Raw genomic sequence first — 17,664 nt, 5'->3', positions numbered from 1 at the left:
ACTATGGATAAGCAAAAAATTTATATTTTTGATACAACTCTTAGAGATGGGCAACAGTCTCCTGGAGCTGGTATGTCTTTTGAAGATAATATTGCGTATGCAGATCTTGCAGATAAGCTAAATATCGATGTCCTAGAAGCAGGCTTCCCTTCAGCAAGTAATACAGATTTTGAAATAGTAAATACTATCTCAAAAAGAATGGCTGAGAAAAATTCTAATATGGTTGTTGCTGGACTATGTCAACTTAGAAAAAACCAAGTTGAAATTACTATGGATGCATTACGTCCATCATTGGCAATAGGTAAAGCTAGAGTACATATGTATTTGCCTGTAGATCCAAATCTAGCTCAAGCTAGTCTTGGTAGCAAAAATGATAACGAGCAAAATATCAAAAATGTTTATGAGTTAATTAAACTAGCTAGTGATCAAGGCTTTGAAGTAGAGTTTAGTGCAGAAGGATATTCAAGACTAGGCGATACTTTTGACTATGTTACTGATGTTTTTAGAGCTGCGGTATCTGCTGGAGTTACAGTTATCAACTGTCCTGATACTATTGGTGGCGCATGTGAACGTGAAAATGATAACTACTTTGTCAAAAATATGACTAAACATGCTGAAATCATCAAAAAAGAATTCCCTAATAAAAATATAATTTGGTCAGCGCACTGTCATAATGATTTGGGATTAGCTTTAGAGAACTCAATGAACGCTGTATTTGATGGTCCCGCAACACAAGTAGAGGGCTGTATCAATGGTGTTGGTGAAAGAGCTGGTAACGCATCATTAGAGCAGTGTGTAATGTTTATAAACCTTTTTGGTAAACAAAAGGATTGTCATTATTATAATGATATTAATATTGCTAATTTTAAAACTATTTCAGATTTTATTGGCAAGAGAATGTTATCAAGACAACCTCACCACCCTATCACAGGTCTAAACTCAGCACGACACACTTCTGGTGGGCATACAAATGCTATATTGAATAATCCTTTAGCATATCAGCCATTCCATCCAGAATCTGTAGGTAATGAAATTAGCTTTATTTTTGGTCCATTATCAGGTGGTAATCATGCCAAGAAAATTATCGAAGAGAATGGTTATATTTGTGATGATAAAGAAAAAGCAGCTATCGCTCAGCAGATAAAAGATATTTATCATGAGCGTAGAAAAGGCATCACCGATGAAGAGCTAATACAAGCTTATAAACAGATTAAATCGCCAATTAACGTATCAGCTATAGATTATGGTAAATCTAATGGTGAAACCTATGTTGAGCTTAAAGGAAGGTTCTTTGGTAATACCGACTATAGAATTACAGATCGTGGCGAAAACTCTGCTCTTTCAGCATTACTAAAAGGTATTCAAGAATATATCCCAGAAGTAAATATTTCAGATTACTTCTCTAGATCATTAAAAGATGCTGGAATTAACTCTAAATCTGAAACAACTATTATAATCAAAACAGGTGAAAATAGTCCTGTTGTTGAAGGGATTGCTGTAGATCAAGATATTGAGATATCTTCACTTAAAGCATTAATAACAGCAACTAATAGACTATATATAGAAACAAACTATAGGAAATAAAATGGCAAAAAATATTATTGATAAAATCTGGGATGCTCATGTTGTAAAACAAATACCTGATTTTCCAGATATTTTATATATAGATAGAATGCTTATGCATGAGGTAACTTCTGCACAAGCCTTCGATAGAATTAGAGAACTAAATATCCCTATAAATAATCCGAAATCAATAATTGCGACTGTAGATCATAGCATCTCAACATCACCTATCAATCGTCTGGAAATGAAGGATAAAGTCGCTCAAGCTCAAGTAGAAAAGCTACGTAGTAATGTTAAAGAGTTTGGTATTGATTTTTATGATTTTGAAAGCCAACACCAAGGAATTGTCCATGTCATAGGCCCTGAACTTGGCTTCACACTACCTGCCTCAACTCTTGTGTGTGGAGATTCTCATACATCTACGCATGGTGCATTTGGAGCTTTAGCATTCGGTGTCGGAACATCTGAAGTTGGACACGTACTCGCTACTAACTGTATTTTGCAATACAGACCTAAGACAATGAAAGTAGAGTTTGTTGGTAAGCCTTCAAAGTCAGCTACAGCTAAAGATATTATCATGAAGCTAATCTCTAATATTGGTATTGGTGGTGCTGGTGGTTATGTCATCGAGTATGTCGGTCAAGCGATCAAAGATATGACTATGGAAGAGCGTATGACGCTATGCAATATGTCGATAGAATGTGGTGCAAGAGCTGGTTTAGTTTCTCCTGATGAGAAAACTTTTAGCTATCTAAAAGGTAAAAAATATGCGCCTCAAGGCAATGATTTTGACAAGTCTGTAGAATATTGGAATAGCTTCATCAGTGATGAAAATGCTCACTATGACAAAACTATCAAGGTCGACATTGAAGGACTTGAGCCAATGGTTACATGGGGAATAAACCCTCAACATGCTATCAGTATCTCAGCTAAGATTCCAAGCTTGAAGGATATACCTACTCATCAACACAAGCTAGCTCAACAAGCTTATGATTATACTAAATTTAATGCCGATGAAAATATCTTTGGTAAAGAGATTCAATGGGCATTTGTTGGTAGTTGTACCAATGGCCGCATTGAAGATATGCGTGCTGTAGCTAATGTTCTAAAAGGCAGACAAGTTGCTAAAAATGTAACTATGTATATAGTTCCCGGCTCAGAACAAGTGCGAAATATCGCCATAGCCGAGGGTCTAGATAAGATCTTTACTGATGCTGGTGCTGAATTCAGAATGCCTGGTTGCTCAATGTGCTTGGCAATGAATGATGATAAAGTTCCTGAAGGTCAAAGGTGTATTAGTACTTCAAATAGAAACTTCATCGGTCGTCAAGGTAAAGGAAGTATAACCCATCTTGCTTCACCACAAACAGTTGCTGCTAGTGCTGTTATGGGTAAGATTTGCAGTGTTGATAAACTATAAGGAGTCGTAAGAAATGCAAGCTTTTAAAAAACTAACATCTAGCGCAATTCCTTTATGGCTAAGCGATATTGATACAGATATGATTATTCCTGCTAACTTTCTAACTCAAACGACGAAAGATGGTTATGGTAAAAGTTTATTCCATAACTTAAAGGAAAAAGATAGTAGTTTTGTTTTTAATAACCCTGACTACACTAATTCTGAAATATTAATTGCTGGAGATAATTTTGGCTGTGGTTCATCAAGAGAGCATGCTGTTTGGGCGCTAACTCAAGCGGGTATCAAAGTTATAATTGCACCATCATTTTCTGACATATTCTTCAATAATGCTGCTAAAAATGGCTTATTGTTAATCTCATTAGACAAAGATACTGTCAAAGAATTATGTGATAAGGCAGAAGATCCAAAATTTAGTATGACTGTTGATCTACAAGAACAAACGGTAAATGTTGATGGCAGTATTTATAGTTTTGATTACGATCCTTTCCGTAAAGATTGCCTGATTAGAGGACTTGATGACATGACTTACCTTATTGAGCATCTAGATATAATCAAACAATTTGAACAATCACAAAGAGGCTAAAATGGAAAAAAATATTGCTATATTGGCAGGTGATGGAATCGGACCTGAAGTAATGGAATCAGCAATCAAAGTTCTTAATGCTATTGCTAAAGAATACAATCATAAATTTAGCTACACAGAGGCTCTTGTTGGTGGTGCAGCTTATGATAAGTATAAGAGTCACTGTCCAGAAGAAACATTAGAGATATGTAAAAACTCTGATGCAATACTTTTTGGCTCTGTTGGTGGGCCTGTTGAAGCTCAAAATGAAGAAAAATGGCAAGGCTGTGAGGCTAATAGTATTCTAGCTCTTAGAAAACACTTTGGTTTTAATATAAACATCCGCCCTAGCCAAATATTCCCAGCTCTTAAAGAAGCTTGTCCATTAAAAGATAGTCGTATTGCAAATGGTGCAGATATTGAAATCTTTAGAGAGCTATCTAGAGATATTTATTTTGGTGAGCATAGAACTTTTACAGATGAGAATGGCGTAAGATGTGCGACTGATATTGCTGAGTATGATGAACATACGATTAGAAATATTGTCGTACAAGCATTTGAAAGAGCCACTCAACGCTCAAATAGACTTACATCTGTAGATAAGGCTAATGTCTTAGATACATCTCGACTATGGAGAAATATTGTCAATGAAGTAGCTAAAGATTATCCAAGTGTAAAAGTTAATCATATGTATGTTGATAATTGTGCGATGCAAATGGTACTTAATCCTAGTCAATTTGATGTAATGGTTACTGGTAACCTTTTCGGTGATATTATTTCTGATTTAGCATCTGTATTACCAGGCTCTATTGGCTTAGTACCATCTATAAGCCTAAACAAAGATGGCTTTGGACTATATGAGCCTTCTGGTGGTTCTGCTTATGATATCAAAGGTCAGGGTAAAGCTAATCCAATTGCGCAGATCTTGTCTGCCTCTTTGATGCTTTCTTATTCATTTGGATTGGTAACAGAGGCAGAAACCATTGCAAGTGCTATCAATAAGACTCTTGAAGATGGCTTTAGAACTTCAGATATATACACTCAAGGAACTAATTTAGCTTCTACAATAGAGTTTACTGATGAGATTATAAATAGACTATAAAACTCTTATTATATTATCCTAAAGAAATGTTATTCTTCTTGGCTATACTAGTAGCTAGTCTAGCTACCAAAGCATATACTATACCTAAAATAATAGTTATTACACCTAACCATAAAAAGTAATTTTGATAGATATTTAAACTCATAATAGGATCAATTTTACCTTCTGGCATAGCTACAAGCTGACCTAGTTTACCAGATAATGCGCCGCCAAAAGCTAATGCAAGCATAAAAAAGCCCATGCCTAACGTAACTATCTCTTTTCTAAAATAAATCGCTATCAAAGAAAAACCTAAAGCAGCAACCAACAACTCTGCTAATGCTCCAAAGAAAAAATAGATAATCATCCAATTACCATCAATAAAACCATTTTTCTGCGTTAGCATAATCACTAAATATAATGTTAATGGAGCTATTCCAGCTATCACGGTACCTATAGAATATTTATAAGGGATTGATAAATGACTCACACTCTTCTTATAAAGTATTGCCAAAATAGGACTTAGAACAACTAACCAAAAAGAGTCTAGTGCCGCATAAGTTGCTGGAGAAACATTAAATCCAATCAGATTAAGATTTACATTATGGTCAGCAAACAAAACTAGTGTAGAAAACATTTGGTTATAAATAATAAAATAGATAACTGCTTCAATTACTAAAATCACACCTATTATCTGTAGTATTTTTTCTTTTTTACTCGAAGTATTCTTTGCATCATTCAGCATGTACAAAAAAGTTAATAAACATACAACTATTATCAAATACAGAGATATATCTGTCATCTGAAATAAAGCATAGCAAATAGCTATTTGTAATAAACATAGCAATGAGACTAAGGCTTTAGTTTTATTGGTTATTTTTTTATTCGCTGGTTCAATATCTTTTAATAATCTTGCACGCCAAGCATAATTTGATAGTGCTAAAATCATACCTATAACACAAATTATAAAAGCATATGAATAACTAGTATATTTTGCAATAATAGGAGTAAATGCTATTGCTAAAAAACTCCCAATATTTACTCCCATATAATAAAGTGTAAATGCTGAATGCGATTGTGCAGGATTATCATTAAAAATCTTTGAAATTAAAGCTGTTGGAGCAGGTTTAAATAAACCATTACCAACAATAATTAATGATAAAGCCCAACTGATATGCTTAAGATCATTAGACATTGCTAACACAACATAACCTAATAACAGTAATATCGCACCAATAACTAGAGCATTTTTTATGCCGATAACTTTATCAGATATATATCCACCTATGGTTGGCGTAATATAAATTAATGAAGCAAATATCCCAAAAATTAGATATCCTTGTGACTCACTAATATTACTAGCTGTTATAAAAAGCATAAATAAAGCTTGGAAGCTATAAAAAGCATATCTCTCCCATAACTCTATAAACCACAATACCGAAAACTGCCTTACCTTTATATCTTTTATCAAAATCAATTCTCTTTACTAAATTTATAACAATATAATCTATAATAGATTGTGCAAAATAGTAAGCCTAATTTTGTTTTAATGATTATAAATTGACTATAGATATGTAGTCACTTAAACTTTTCTTATATACCTCTTTACTGTTTTGAAAATGCTTATAACAAAACTCGATGAAAATTCTTTTAGCCTGAATGTCAAAACTAACTGTGTAATATCTTTTGACTATAACACCAATCAGCATGGGCAATTTAAGCTCTATCACAATGATATAGTTGTAGAATGTCATCCAATCCAAACTACCATATTAAAAACTAAGTATTATCATATTGAGTGGTTACTAGAAGCTCATAAAGAATATATCTTAAAGATTGTTTGCGATACTCAAAATGTAAGTATACAAAATGGTTGGCTATATGATGATTCTTTGCTTGAGCAAGGAGGTATCTGCTTTAGTCTGAAACATGGTAAATGGCAGTCATATTATTCTCATGATAATTCAAATATAAGAAATACTGAACGTCTACAATATCACTTTACTGCAAAAGAAGCTTGGTTAAACGATCCTAATGGATTAGTTTACTTCAATGGTAAATATCACATGTTTTATCAGCACTACCCTTATGGTAAGCATACGGCAATGCTACACTGGGGACATGCTGTATCTGAAGATATGGTACACTGGCAACATCTACCTATTGCTATTTACCCACAAAACGATCTTGATGATAGATATATTGGTGGCGCCTTCTCAGGAAGTGCTACAGTTGTCAATAATGAGCTTTTTCTAACTTATACAGAGCATTTTGAAGATTTAGACAACACTCCAAATGTTTTTATAGAAAAACAAAATCTCATCAAAAGCAAAGATGCTATTCACTTCTCAAAACCAAAAACTGTAATAAATCATAAGCCAGATTTTTGTTCTTATGATTTTAGAGATACTAAAGTGTGGTTTGATGAAAATTTTGACTGTTATTACCTAGTTATTGGTACCTATGCAAGTGGATACCCAAGCGTTGTACTGTATAGATCTGATGATGCTGAAAACTGGATTTATCATAGTATCTTATTTCAAGAAAAAACTCTCTCAGGTAGAACATTAGAGTGTCCAGATCTATTTTACCTTGATGGTAAATATGTTCTTATTTTGTCAATATTTGAAACCAAAGATAAAAAAGATTTTAATTATCAATCGTATTACTATATTGGTGATTTTAATGGTAAACACTTTATCCCAGAGACTCCTCTTAGATATATAGATTCAGCAAAGGAGTTTTATGCTCCACAAACTTTCGAAGCTAATGGTAATAGGTATGCAATAGGCTGGATGAACTGTTGGGAAGATTTTAAAAATCGAGCAAAAGAAGATTCTGCAGGCGCTATGAGCTTAATGAGACAGCTTAAAATAAACAAAGATAAGCTTTTATCTTATCCCGTAAATAATTATAAAAACCTTAGAAATAAAACTATAGAAATTAGAAACTTCGATCAAGATATTACTTTGCCCTCAAATCTAATAGAACTAAATTTAGATTTTAACTCTAAAGAGCAATGGCAACTAAATCTTCTAAAAACCAATCAAAATCATGTCTTTAATATTAGCTATCAAAATAATCAATTAACTGTAAAAAACAACTCCTCGCATGTTATAACTGAAGCTTCTATAGCAGATATATCATCTCAAAATGTAAGTATGGATATTTTCTTAGATACAACTAGTATAGAGCTTTTTGTTAATAAAGGTGAAGAGTCTATTACGATGAGATTTGATCCGTCTAATATAATAGAAAATACATTACAGATAAGTGTAGCTAATAAAAGTGATATAACTGTCAAGCTACATGAGCTTAGTTCAATATGGGAATAAAAAAACAGAGAGTATAGTAATGGCATCAATTAACACAAGTAATCAAGTATCTACTTTTATAGTCCCAGAAAACTTAAAAATAAAAGCCGTAACTATTTGTTTTATAGCTGCTTTTATTACTGGTGGTTTTGGAGCTATATTAGGACTAGTATCACCTCAAATTTCTAGTCATTATCATGTAAATGTATCACATATTGTCTATATTGATGTGTTGAATATATTAGGTCTCTTGATAGGTAACGCCTTAAGCTCAAAAACAATGAGTTCTCTAGGCTGTAGAAATACATTATTAATCGCTTTAGTAATAGGTCTTATCGCTCAATTTACTATAGCAGCTGGATTCCCTTTATATATCTATGCTTTGTGTGCTCTTTTAAATGGTACTTGTGTAGGCTTTTTAGTTCCTGCTGTTAGTCAGACTATTCATGCAGCATACGCTAAAAGTGGTAAGAGTGAATCACGCTTAAATGTTCTAAATTTCTTCTTTGGCGCAGGATCTGCATTTGTACCTTTTATTGGTGGTCATATTGTTGAACACTTCTCATGGCGTGCAGTATTTATAGGTATGGGATGCTTATACTTAGTCTTATTAGTAATTATTTTTTTGACTAAATTTGAAGATAAAAGTTCTATCGAAATAGATAATATAGACAATCAGCTCAAACCATCTAAACCAAAACTTCTAAATCTTAGTGTAGTGTTGATTGCGTTAGCGATAATGATTTATGTATACATCGAATATATTGTTTCATATTGGTTCTCACCATATTTACAAGAAGCTAAGCATCTAAAAGTCACAGATGTCGGTCTTATTATTGGCTTATTTTGGGGTATTATTGCCATTTCAAGACTGATTGTAGGACTATTCGTACTCACAAGAATTAAGCCTGCTGTTTATATTATGATAAGTTCATTTATTACCCTAATAGGATTTATAATATTCTTGATTGCTGAGAGTCTTTATGGGTTTATATTAGGTGGTGTAGTGTTAGGGTTTGGATGTGCGGCGATGTTCCCTACACTTTTGGGCTATGGTATAAATAATGCTAATTACTCAAGTCCTAAAATATCTTCTTTCTTGATAATGTCTGGTTCTATCGGCGCTTCAATCTGCTTGTTTATTTCTGGATTCTTAGGTCAACATATAGACAAACAGGTTCCCATTATACTTGGACCAATTTTATGTGTGATTATTATAGTTATAATTTTTATGGTATATATAAGAAAGTCTACTTCTCAACAAAATAGAACGTAAAAGGTTTCTCTTGAGGTTTTATTTTATCTATTAATTGTACATTTTGGCATTTCTTATATATCACAGTATAGCCTAGTGTTTTAATATCATTATCTATATAAGCATATTCACCACCACAACCAGGGAAAACCATAACCATAGAACCTTTAGAATCTAACTTATACCATTGTCTTACAAACTTAGGATGCTCTCTCATAAAGACAGTCAAATAAAGTCCATAATCCCAACTTCCTGATGCATACTCTGGGTAAGCTAAGTGATTATCTTTAATTAAATTATCGGCTACTACGGCAATATCATTCCCAATATTATTATGCTCTATCTTATTATTTGTGAAAGTACTGATATTAAATGCAATAAAATAAATTAAATTCACAATCAAACCAAGTACTACTACTTTATATAGAGAAATATTTGAGACTTTTAGTCTAAATAATATGTATATAGCAGGAATAAATAATGTTGTTGCACACACTAACCATTCTGTTGGTAAGGTCCCGTTGAACATCTCTAATAAACAAAAGATTATATATGGAACTATTCCTATATAAATTATAGCTTTTTGGTTATTGGATAGTTTAGAGTGTATTCTTATTATATTTTTTCTAAAAGCTAAATATATAAGAATAACTATAGCAACAGCAAAGTTAAGTAGCTGAAATATACTATCAAATAAGCCATTAAATATATTAAAGAGCATACTAGAATTAGGTTCTGCAACTCTAGCTGCTGCATAATGTATAGTGATAAAGTTAAGCTCATACAAAGAAACCATACCTGGTATTAGTAATACAAAACCAAATACAGCTGATAACAAAATATTCTTAGTGTAACAAGCTTTATAATTAAATATTAAATATGCCAGCATTGCTACTGCTACTATAGCTATTTGAAACTTAGCATACACTGCTAAAGCAACTATTAAAGCCGTTAAAAGCCAATAGATAGTTCTATTTGTATTTATAGCTTTTATAAAGTAATAAGCACTTGCCGTCCAAAATGGTAGCAGTATTATATTTTGATTATATTGAAGAAAAAATTCTCCCATATAAAAAAAGCTTAATAATGATAGTAGCGTGACAAAGATAGCTTCTTTATGCTCAGAATATAGCCTCATTATCTTGTATACATAGAGCCAAGTAACTACTATACAGATAGATGTTGCTAGTAGATTCGCTAATAATGGCGAAAAAAGTAATATAAATGGTTTTAGGAACAATGCTCCTAAACCAGGATGCTTATCATACATTAAACTTGGATGCATACCCCACATAATATTTTCTACAGTGTCAGGAGAAATACTATTAGGAGAGTGAATCAAAAGAGTTAGCCCATCCCATATCAAAAGATACAAAATGACAAAAAGAACTAGAGGAAATATTTTTTTCATTTAGAGATTTTATTTAACAAATATTTTTGTAAGAGTATACAGATGTTTTTGATACAATTTAAGGATTGATTTAACAAAAACAATATATTGATATGCTTAGTATCATACAAAGAGTAAACTGTGCAAATGTAGTAGTTGATGGTCAAAAAGTTGCTGATATAAATAAAGGTATCTTAGCACTAGTATGTGTTGAGAAAGAAGACACCCACCAAAACTTCGAAAAAATGGCTGATAAAATCATCAAGTATCGTATATTTGAAGATGATGCAGGCAAGATGAACTTATCTCTAGCAGATATTGATGGAGAGATAATTCTTGTACCACAATTCACACTTGCTGCTGATACAAAAAAAGGTAATAGGCCAAGCTTTAGTAGCGGTTGTCCTCCGGAAATAGCAAAAGAAAAATTCAAAGAATTTGAAGGCATATTTAAGAATAAACATGATAAAGTCCAAACTGGAATATTTGGTGCTGATATGAAAGTATCTCTGACAAATGATGGGCCTGTAACTTTTAGTTTTAAGGTATAAAATGCAAAAAAGAATTTGTATAATTGGTGGTAGTGGTGAAATGGGTCAAATGACTCAAAACATCTTTGGTAAATTTTTACCTGAATATACTCTAACTATTTTCGGTCATAGTGATTGGCAAAATCCTGAGCAAAAACTTGCTAATCAAGACATTGTAATACTATCTGTACCAATATATATGACGGATGAAATCATTAAAAAGACTATTCCTTATCTTTCTAAAGGGACAATATTAGCTGACTATACCAGTATTAAAAAAGATCCTCTAGATAGTATGTTAGCTAACTATGATGGACCTGTTGTTGGTCTACATCCTATTTTTGGCCCAACTATTAGCTCTCCTGACAATCAAGTAATTGTAGTATGTGATGGTAAGCAACAGGATAAGTATCAATATTTTATCGATGATCTAGCAAGAATTGGCTTTAGTATTGAGAAAATGACTGCCGAAGAGCATGATGAAGCTATGACTTTTATCCAAGGAATTGAGCATTTTAGTGTGTATTGTCTAGGACTATTTCTTAAGCACAAAAATGTTGATATTCAAAAAATGTTAAAACTAGCTAGCCCAGTATATAAGATGGAACTCAACATTGTTGGTAGACTTTTTAGCCAAGGTCCAGGATTATATGCTGATATTATTATGTCAGATAAGCAAAGACAACAAACTATCGCGGAGTTCGCTGAATTTGTAAGCTCTAATGCTGAGAAAGTATCTGATGGTGATAAACAAACATTTATCGAAAACTTCAAAGCAGTTAAAGAATGGATGGGAGATTTCGCACCACAATCATATAAGAATACAGATAAACTATTACTTAAAAAGAAAGGTTATTAATCTCTTTAACTAATTTTTTACCTTTAATTGGATTAAACATTATAGAGCTTAGCGATAAATGATCCGCTCCAGCTTCGATATATTTTTTAGCATCTTCAACAGTATAAATACCTCCACCACCAATTATAGTAATGCTATCGCCAAACTCTTCTCTAGCTTTTTTGATAGCTGGCAAACTATACTCATGTAATGGATAACCTGAGATACCACCCTTAGCTGTAGGTATAGTATTACACAAATGAAAAGTTGTAATACCTACTGCAAGGTATTCTCTAATCTTAGCATTATGATCTACAGTTGGTGGCATCTTGATACTGATATTTCTATCTTCAAATAAAGATGCTAATTCAGCTGGAAAATCAACAATACTAGCATTAGGACAACCTATATTTATCTCAATATTTTTATGGTTTGCAAACTTTGATAACTTTAATGTCTCTGCAAAACTATACCAGTCTGACATCTCTAATGCTGCTAGAGATATTATATCCTGAGCTCTTTTGGGTGGGTTTGCATTTGCTAATCCTGGATTACGTAAACCAATCTTATTACGCCAAGCGTTTTTTTCTACTTTACGAATAGTTTTTATCGCTTGCTTGATAAGTCCCCAACGTCTATTAACTGTAAAAGAACCATAAACATTCGAAGTTTCTGTAAATTTAAGATATTTGCCAAACGGTGGCGAAATTATTATTCTTTTAAGATCTTGATTTTGCATCTTAACACTCAAACTCTTTTAACTTCTCAACAATATCATCAGCACGAAGTAGAGGTCTACCTACGATAATGTAGTCAACACCTAGCTCTTTAGCCTTTTTAGGTGTCAAAGCATTAAAGTGATCATCACTTAAGTCACTCTCGAGTCTCACACCAGGTACATATAATTTAATTTTATCCCCAAATTTAGCTCTAACATCTGCAACTAAATGTGGATGACATATAAAGTTTTCCACACCTAAATTCACACATCTTTCAAATTTAGCTAGGCTATCTGCTTTATCAAAGTTAGCATCACTACTAAGAGTAATCACAGCTAATGGTATTGCTTGAGTATCTGCTGTAAGTGCTGCTTTGACCATTTCATCACTAGCAGTACCATGAAATGTGAAGTATTTAAAATTTGGAATAGCTTTTGAGTAGTTTTCTATTGCGGTTTTAACTGTATTAGGAATATCGTGTAACTTAAAATCCAAAAAAATATCTTTATCGCCAACTAATTGATGAATTTCTTTAAAGGATAGCGTTGAACACAGAATATGACCAATTTTAACACAGTCAACATACTTTGAAACAGTGGCTGTTTTCTCTAAATCAGACTTAGAGATACCATCTGCTGAGAACATTATTTTCATTAAGTTTCTCAAATGATTAATCGATGTTGAAACTATATATTAGTTTAATTTATGGAGATAGTAAACTATATTTTTAGCTTCTCATTTTGATCTATGTCAAATTATGATAACTGTGTCTAATAGTCTTTGGTTGATTTAGTTTTTTCCAATTTTTAACTTTATATTTTTGAAAAATTTTTAACTCAAGATCTAACTTACTTTTTATAAAATCCTTAAAATTATGTATTATTAGATTATATAGATAATTATTTTTATCTATATATCTCATTATAGAAGCATAAAAGGTAGGTTTATTATGGCTTTAAAAGTAGTTATTTCTCATAGAACTCAATATAAGTACGATAAGAAAATTTCATTATCTCCTCATATAATAAGATTAAGACCTGCTCCACATAGCAGAACACCAATAGAATCTTATTCACTCAAGATTAAGCCAGAGAATCATTTTATTAACTGGCAACAAGATCCATTTGGAAACTATTTAGCTAGATTAGTCTTCCCTGAACGAACTGATGAGTTTAGTATTGATGTTGAAATTATTGCTGACATGATTACTATTAATCCTTTTGATTTTTTTGTTGAAGAAGGAGCAAAGGACTATCCTTTTCAATACAAAAAAGATTTGAAAAAAGAGTTAGCACCATATCTGGAGTTAGAAGATGACTCAAAAGAGTTAAGAGACTTCGTCGCTTCTATAGATAAATCTAAAAAACCCATAATAGACTTCTTAGTAGAGATAAATCAGAAAATATATAACACGCTTAACTATACTATCCGACTTGAACCAGGTGTTCAGACTCCTAAAGAAACTCTTGATAAAAAACTAGGAAGTTGTAGAGACTTCTCTTGGCTATTTGTACAAGTTTTAAGACATCTTGGTCTTGCAGCAAGATTCGTATCAGGCTATTTGGTACAATTAAAAGCTGATGTTGAGTCATTAGATGGGCCTAATGGACCAGAAGAAGATTTTACAGACTTGCATGCTTGGACGGAGGTTTATGTACCTGGAGCTGGCTGGATTGGTCTTGATTCTACTAGTGGGCTTTTTGCTGGAGAGGGTCATATACCTCTAGCTTGTACTCCTCACTATAATAGTGCTCATGCTATTGAAGGTGCTACTGATGTCTGTGAAACAGAATTTTTCTACGAGAACAAGGTCACAAGAATATTTGAGTCTCCAAGAGTTACCAAACCATATACAGAAAAGCAATGGCAAGATATTTATAACTTAGGATTTAAAGTTGATAGAGATCTAGTTGAAAATGATGTCCGACTAACAATGGGTGGGGAACCAACTTTTGTATCTATAGATGACATGGAGTCAGCTCAATGGAATACAGAAGCTGATGGACCACATAAAAGGGTGTTAGCTAATAAGCTATCTAGAAAATTATTATCATCTACAACTAATGGTGGATTGTTACATCATGCTCAGGGTAAATGGTATCCTGGTGAACCTCTTCCAAGATGGCAGACTACTGTTTATTGGAGAAAAGACGGTAATCCTGTATGGAAAAATCCTGAATTATTGGCAGATATGAATAAATCATATCCATACAAAACTGCTGATGCTAAAAGATTCTTATCTACACTATCATTGGTTTTAGGAGTTAGTGATCAGAATATCGTAGCTGCTTATGAAGATCCTATCTACTACATAATGAAAGAGGCTGAGCTTCCAATAGATGTTGATCCGATGAAATATAATCTCAAAGATCCTTTAGAAAGACGCACTATAGCTGAGAAGTTAAGCCTTGGATTAGATGAAGAAGTGGGTTATGCATTACCTTTAGATTTCGGTAAAACAAAATGGATAAGCTCTAAATGGGAATTTAGAAGAGGAAACCTGTTCTTGCTAGCAGGTAACTCTCCTCTTGGCTTTAGACTTCCTTTAGACTCATTAATTCTTAAGCCACATGTCGAGATTGAGAAATCTGTCGAAACGGATTTATTTGCATCATATCCTAACCTTGGCGACTATATAACGCCAGTTGAGCAAAGAGCAAAAGAGATTAACTCAAATACGACACCTCATAACACTTATAGTGCATTTGTAAGAACTGCTATTTCTACAGAAATTAGAAATAATAAGCTATGTATATTCTTACCACCTATAAATGATACTGAAGTATTCTTAGATCTAATAGCTTCTATAGAAGCAACGGCTAAAAAGCTAAATATGGCTGTTATTATAGAAGGTTATGAGCCTCCTCAAGATAATAGAACAGATAGAATAAAAGTAACCCCTGACCCAGGTGTTATCGAAGTAAATATCCAACCAGCACACTCATGGAAAGAGCTAAGTGATAATATACTTGGATTATATGAAGATGCTAGACAGTGTAGACTTGGCACTGAGAAGTTTGCTATTGATGGCAAGCACACTGGTACTGGTGGTGGTAACCATGTTACTCTAGGTGCTGCTAAGCCAAGTGACTCACCACTATTAAGAAGACCTAATTTGCTTAGAAGTTTGATAACTTTTTGGCAACATCATCCTGGTTTATCATACCTATTTAGTGGCGCATTTATTGGTCCTACTTCTCAAGCACCAAGAGTTGATGAGGGAAGACTAGAAAATCTATACGAATTAGAAATAGCATTCTCACAAATACCAGATGATGATACAAATGTACCATTCTGGTTGGTTGATAGATTATTTAGACATATGCTGACTGATATTACTGGTAACACACACAGAAGTGAGTTCTGTATCGACAAACTTTACTCTCCAGATAGTAGCTCAGGCAGACTAGGTATTTTAGAGCTTAGAGCATTTGATATGCCTCCTCACTCTCAGATGGCGCTACTACAAATGCTATTAGTAAGAGCATTGGTCTCTTGTTTTTGGAAAAAACCATACAAGCATGACCTAGTACGTTGGGGGACAAGACTACATGATAAATTCTTATTAGAGCATTATGTAAAAGAAGATATTAGAGAAGTTGTACAGTTCCTAAATGATGAAGGCTATGAGTTTAAACTTGAATGGTTTGATCCATTCTTTGAATTTAGATTCCCTCTATACGGTATGACTACTATCAACAATATGCACTGCGAAATAAGAGCTGCGATAGAACCATGGCATGTATTAGGTGAAGAATCTAGCTCTCAAGGAACTGCAAGATATGTTGACTCTTCTGTAGAGAGATTACAGCTAAAAATCCAAAACTTTAACGATGAAAGATATGCAGTAGCATGTAATGGTGTACAAATTCCATTATCAAAGACAAATATCGAGGGCGAGTATGTCAGTGGTCTTCGATATAAAGCGTGGCAACCTTGGTCAGCATTACATCCAACTATTGGCGTTGATACTCCATTAACTTTTGATATCGTTGATAAATGGAATAATAGATCTATAGGCGGCTTTAACTACTTTGTTTCTCATCCAGGTGGAAGAAGTTATGAGACATTCCCTGTTAACTCATACGAAGCTGAATCACGTAGAATTAATAGATACTGGGATTTCAATCATTCACAAGGCGATCTTGTTGAAAATGATCTTGTTGTATCAGCTACTGGTAATACTGCTTACAGTAATGAGACTAATAGAGTTATTGTAGATAAAAAAGGTAGCTCTAAGCAGTTTAACTACCATCAAATGCCTAAGAATAAAGAATATCCATTTACTCTGGATTTAAGACAAAAGTGGATAAAAAATAACTAATATCTTAAGATTTTTTCTTTTAAATTATTCAAATCAACTTATTGAGCTTTTAATACTTTGCAAACTATTTGCTAGTAATCTTATATAGTTTGGATCTTGAGGGATACCTTTGATATTTTGTTTTTTTACAAGCTTACCAAGCTTTTTAGTTAAGTCTTTATCTTTATTAATTTCATTGATATTTTGACTTATCGCTGGATAGAGTTGCTCATCAACTTTTTTAATCTTATCTCGATATATAGATAGACAATCTGAGCTTTGTTGCTCGAGCTGTTGCTGAGTTGCATTTTTTGCATAATAATCTTCTATTTGTTTAGATAAATCCATTTGTAATTGGATAAAAATCAGAAACGAGTTGGGCTCTAAGTGATTCTTTTTTGCTAAAGCTTGAGCATTTTGTAGTACTCTAAGCTCTTGATCTGCATCATATAGAGGACTATTAAGCTTATGCTTACAGACTCCTACACCCTGCATTAATGCAGCTCTTTCTACCAAAAGATTAAGTGACTTTTCAACTGAAGCATAAGAGGCTCCTACCATAACAGCAAGTAGCGCTATTATTTTGAGTAATTTAGTCATATTTAAACCTTATTTTATTTATGTTTTGCACAATTATAACAACTTAACCTTACAAAACTTTAACTCTTAGATAACCATATTGTGATTTA

General features: G+C 33.0%; 14 protein-coding genes. 9 read left to right on the top strand and 5 right to left on the bottom strand.

Going from position 1 to position 17,664, the window contains the following annotated elements:
• Nucleotides 1-3: 3 nt before the first annotated feature.
• The 4 genes from ACKTR7_RS06945 to leuB are packed head-to-tail and all read left to right on the top strand — an operon-like array spanning nucleotide 4 to nucleotide 4,647.
• Complete coding sequence (locus ACKTR7_RS06945; protein WP_407877630.1) at nucleotides 4-1,584, top strand: homocitrate synthase/isopropylmalate synthase family protein; 1,581 nt, start codon at nucleotides 4-6, stop codon at nucleotides 1,582-1,584.
• 1 nt (nucleotide 1,585) lies between these two features.
• Entirely contained in the window at nucleotides 1,586-2,983 is a 1,398-nt protein-coding gene (gene leuC / locus ACKTR7_RS06940; protein ID WP_407877629.1) for a 3-isopropylmalate dehydratase large subunit, read from the top strand.
• Nucleotides 2,984-2,996: 13 nt separating this feature from the next.
• On the top strand, nucleotides 2,997-3,566 hold the full coding sequence (gene leuD / locus ACKTR7_RS06935; RefSeq protein ID WP_407877628.1) for a 3-isopropylmalate dehydratase small subunit: 570 nt from the start codon (nucleotides 2,997-2,999) through the stop codon (nucleotides 3,564-3,566).
• A gap of 1 nt (nucleotide 3,567) precedes the next feature.
• On the top strand, nucleotides 3,568-4,647 hold the full coding sequence (gene leuB / locus ACKTR7_RS06930) for a 3-isopropylmalate dehydrogenase (protein ID WP_407877627.1): 1,080 nt from the start codon (nucleotides 3,568-3,570) through the stop codon (nucleotides 4,645-4,647).
• Nucleotides 4,648-4,660: 13 nt separating this feature from the next.
• Here the strand turns inward: leuB and ACKTR7_RS06925 are convergent, their stop codons facing one another.
• Nucleotides 4,661-6,097, bottom strand: a complete 1,437-nt coding sequence (locus ACKTR7_RS06925; RefSeq protein WP_407877626.1) for a peptide MFS transporter — start codon at nucleotides 6,095-6,097, stop codon at nucleotides 4,661-4,663.
• A 148-nt stretch (nucleotides 6,098-6,245) separates the two neighbouring features.
• On the opposite strand from ACKTR7_RS06925, the gene ACKTR7_RS06920 reads away from it, so the two are divergent.
• Together ACKTR7_RS06920 and ACKTR7_RS06915 are read left to right on the top strand one after the other, a co-directional pair.
• Entirely contained in the window at nucleotides 6,246-7,961 is a 1,716-nt protein-coding gene (locus tag ACKTR7_RS06920) for a GH32 C-terminal domain-containing protein (RefSeq protein WP_407877625.1), read from the top strand.
• Between the two features lie 19 nt (nucleotides 7,962-7,980).
• Nucleotides 7,981-9,216 carry an MFS transporter gene (locus tag ACKTR7_RS06915; RefSeq protein WP_407877624.1) on the top strand — a complete coding sequence of 412 codons (1,236 nt, stop codon included), beginning with the start codon at nucleotides 7,981-7,983 and terminating at the stop codon, nucleotides 9,214-9,216.
• Here ACKTR7_RS06915 and ACKTR7_RS06910 read toward each other — a convergent pair.
• A complete protein-coding gene (locus ACKTR7_RS06910) occupies nucleotides 9,191-10,606 on the bottom strand; it encodes a glycosyltransferase family 39 protein (protein WP_407877623.1) in 1,416 nt (471 codons plus the stop codon). The genes ACKTR7_RS06915 and ACKTR7_RS06910 overlap by 26 nt on opposite strands.
• A 92-nt stretch (nucleotides 10,607-10,698) precedes the next feature.
• Here ACKTR7_RS06910 and dtd point away from each other — a divergent pair, with 92 nt between their 5' ends.
• Nucleotides 10,699-11,136 carry a D-aminoacyl-tRNA deacylase gene (gene dtd / locus ACKTR7_RS06905; RefSeq protein ID WP_407877622.1) on the top strand — a complete coding sequence of 146 codons (438 nt, stop codon included), beginning with the start codon at nucleotides 10,699-10,701 and terminating at the stop codon, nucleotides 11,134-11,136.
• A gap of 1 nt (nucleotide 11,137) precedes the next feature.
• Complete coding sequence (gene tyrA, locus ACKTR7_RS06900; RefSeq protein WP_407877621.1) at nucleotides 11,138-11,974, top strand: bifunctional chorismate mutase/prephenate dehydrogenase; 837 nt, start codon at nucleotides 11,138-11,140, stop codon at nucleotides 11,972-11,974.
• On the opposite strand, the gene ACKTR7_RS06895 is transcribed toward tyrA, so the two are convergent.
• The gene (locus ACKTR7_RS06895) at nucleotides 11,955-12,692 is read right to left on the bottom strand and encodes a diguanylate cyclase (RefSeq protein ID WP_407877620.1); all 738 of its coding nucleotides are present in this window, start codon (nucleotides 12,690-12,692) and stop codon (nucleotides 11,955-11,957) included. The genes tyrA and ACKTR7_RS06895 overlap by 20 nt on opposite strands.
• A 1-nt stretch (nucleotide 12,693) precedes the next feature.
• The gene (gene pyrF / locus ACKTR7_RS06890) at nucleotides 12,694-13,326 is read right to left on the bottom strand and encodes an orotidine-5'-phosphate decarboxylase (RefSeq protein WP_407877619.1); all 633 of its coding nucleotides are present in this window, start codon (nucleotides 13,324-13,326) and stop codon (nucleotides 12,694-12,696) included.
• A 295-nt stretch (nucleotides 13,327-13,621) separates the two neighbouring features.
• Between pyrF and ACKTR7_RS06885 the strand changes: the two genes are divergently transcribed.
• Nucleotides 13,622-16,996 carry a transglutaminase family protein gene (locus tag ACKTR7_RS06885; protein ID WP_407877618.1) on the top strand — a complete coding sequence of 1,125 codons (3,375 nt, stop codon included), beginning with the start codon at nucleotides 13,622-13,624 and terminating at the stop codon, nucleotides 16,994-16,996.
• Between the two features lie 33 nt (nucleotides 16,997-17,029).
• On the opposite strand, the gene ACKTR7_RS06880 is transcribed toward ACKTR7_RS06885, so the two are convergent.
• Complete coding sequence (locus ACKTR7_RS06880) at nucleotides 17,030-17,575, bottom strand: chorismate mutase (protein ID WP_407877617.1); 546 nt, start codon at nucleotides 17,573-17,575, stop codon at nucleotides 17,030-17,032.
• Between the last annotated feature and the right edge of the window lie 89 nt (nucleotides 17,576-17,664).

The sequence above is a fragment of the Francisella sciaenopsi genome (assembly GCF_045862875.1).
GTDB lineage: Bacteria > Pseudomonadota > Gammaproteobacteria > Francisellales > Francisellaceae > Francisella > Francisella sciaenopsi.
This window is presented reverse-complemented; position numbering and strand designations above follow the sequence as displayed.

What these genes read in the sequence shown, in the direction of transcription:
- pyrF (WP_407877619.1), bottom strand. Translation starts at nt 13,326, where the DNA reads ATGAAAATAATGTTCTCAGCAGATGGTATCTCTAAGTCTGATTTAGAG.
- tyrA (WP_407877621.1), top strand. Translation starts at nt 11,138, where the DNA reads ATGCAAAAAAGAATTTGTATAATTGGTGGTAGTGGTGAAATGGGTCAA.
- ACKTR7_RS06880 (WP_407877617.1), bottom strand. Translation starts at nt 17,575, where the DNA reads ATGACTAAATTACTCAAAATAATAGCGCTACTTGCTGTTATGGTAGGA.
- ACKTR7_RS06910 (WP_407877623.1), bottom strand. Translation starts at nt 10,606, where the DNA reads ATGAAAAAAATATTTCCTCTAGTTCTTTTTGTCATTTTGTATCTTTTG.
- ACKTR7_RS06920 (WP_407877625.1), top strand. Translation starts at nt 6,246, where the DNA reads ATGCTTATAACAAAACTCGATGAAAATTCTTTTAGCCTGAATGTCAAA.
- dtd (WP_407877622.1), top strand. Translation starts at nt 10,699, where the DNA reads ATGCTTAGTATCATACAAAGAGTAAACTGTGCAAATGTAGTAGTTGAT.
- ACKTR7_RS06945 (WP_407877630.1), top strand. Translation starts at nt 4, where the DNA reads ATGGATAAGCAAAAAATTTATATTTTTGATACAACTCTTAGAGATGGG.
- leuB (WP_407877627.1), top strand. Translation starts at nt 3,568, where the DNA reads ATGGAAAAAAATATTGCTATATTGGCAGGTGATGGAATCGGACCTGAA.
- ACKTR7_RS06885 (WP_407877618.1), top strand. Translation starts at nt 13,622, where the DNA reads ATGGCTTTAAAAGTAGTTATTTCTCATAGAACTCAATATAAGTACGAT.
- leuC (WP_407877629.1), top strand. Translation starts at nt 1,586, where the DNA reads ATGGCAAAAAATATTATTGATAAAATCTGGGATGCTCATGTTGTAAAA.
- ACKTR7_RS06915 (WP_407877624.1), top strand. Translation starts at nt 7,981, where the DNA reads ATGGCATCAATTAACACAAGTAATCAAGTATCTACTTTTATAGTCCCA.
- ACKTR7_RS06895 (WP_407877620.1), bottom strand. Translation starts at nt 12,692, where the DNA reads ATGCAAAATCAAGATCTTAAAAGAATAATAATTTCGCCACCGTTTGGC.
- leuD (WP_407877628.1), top strand. Translation starts at nt 2,997, where the DNA reads ATGCAAGCTTTTAAAAAACTAACATCTAGCGCAATTCCTTTATGGCTA.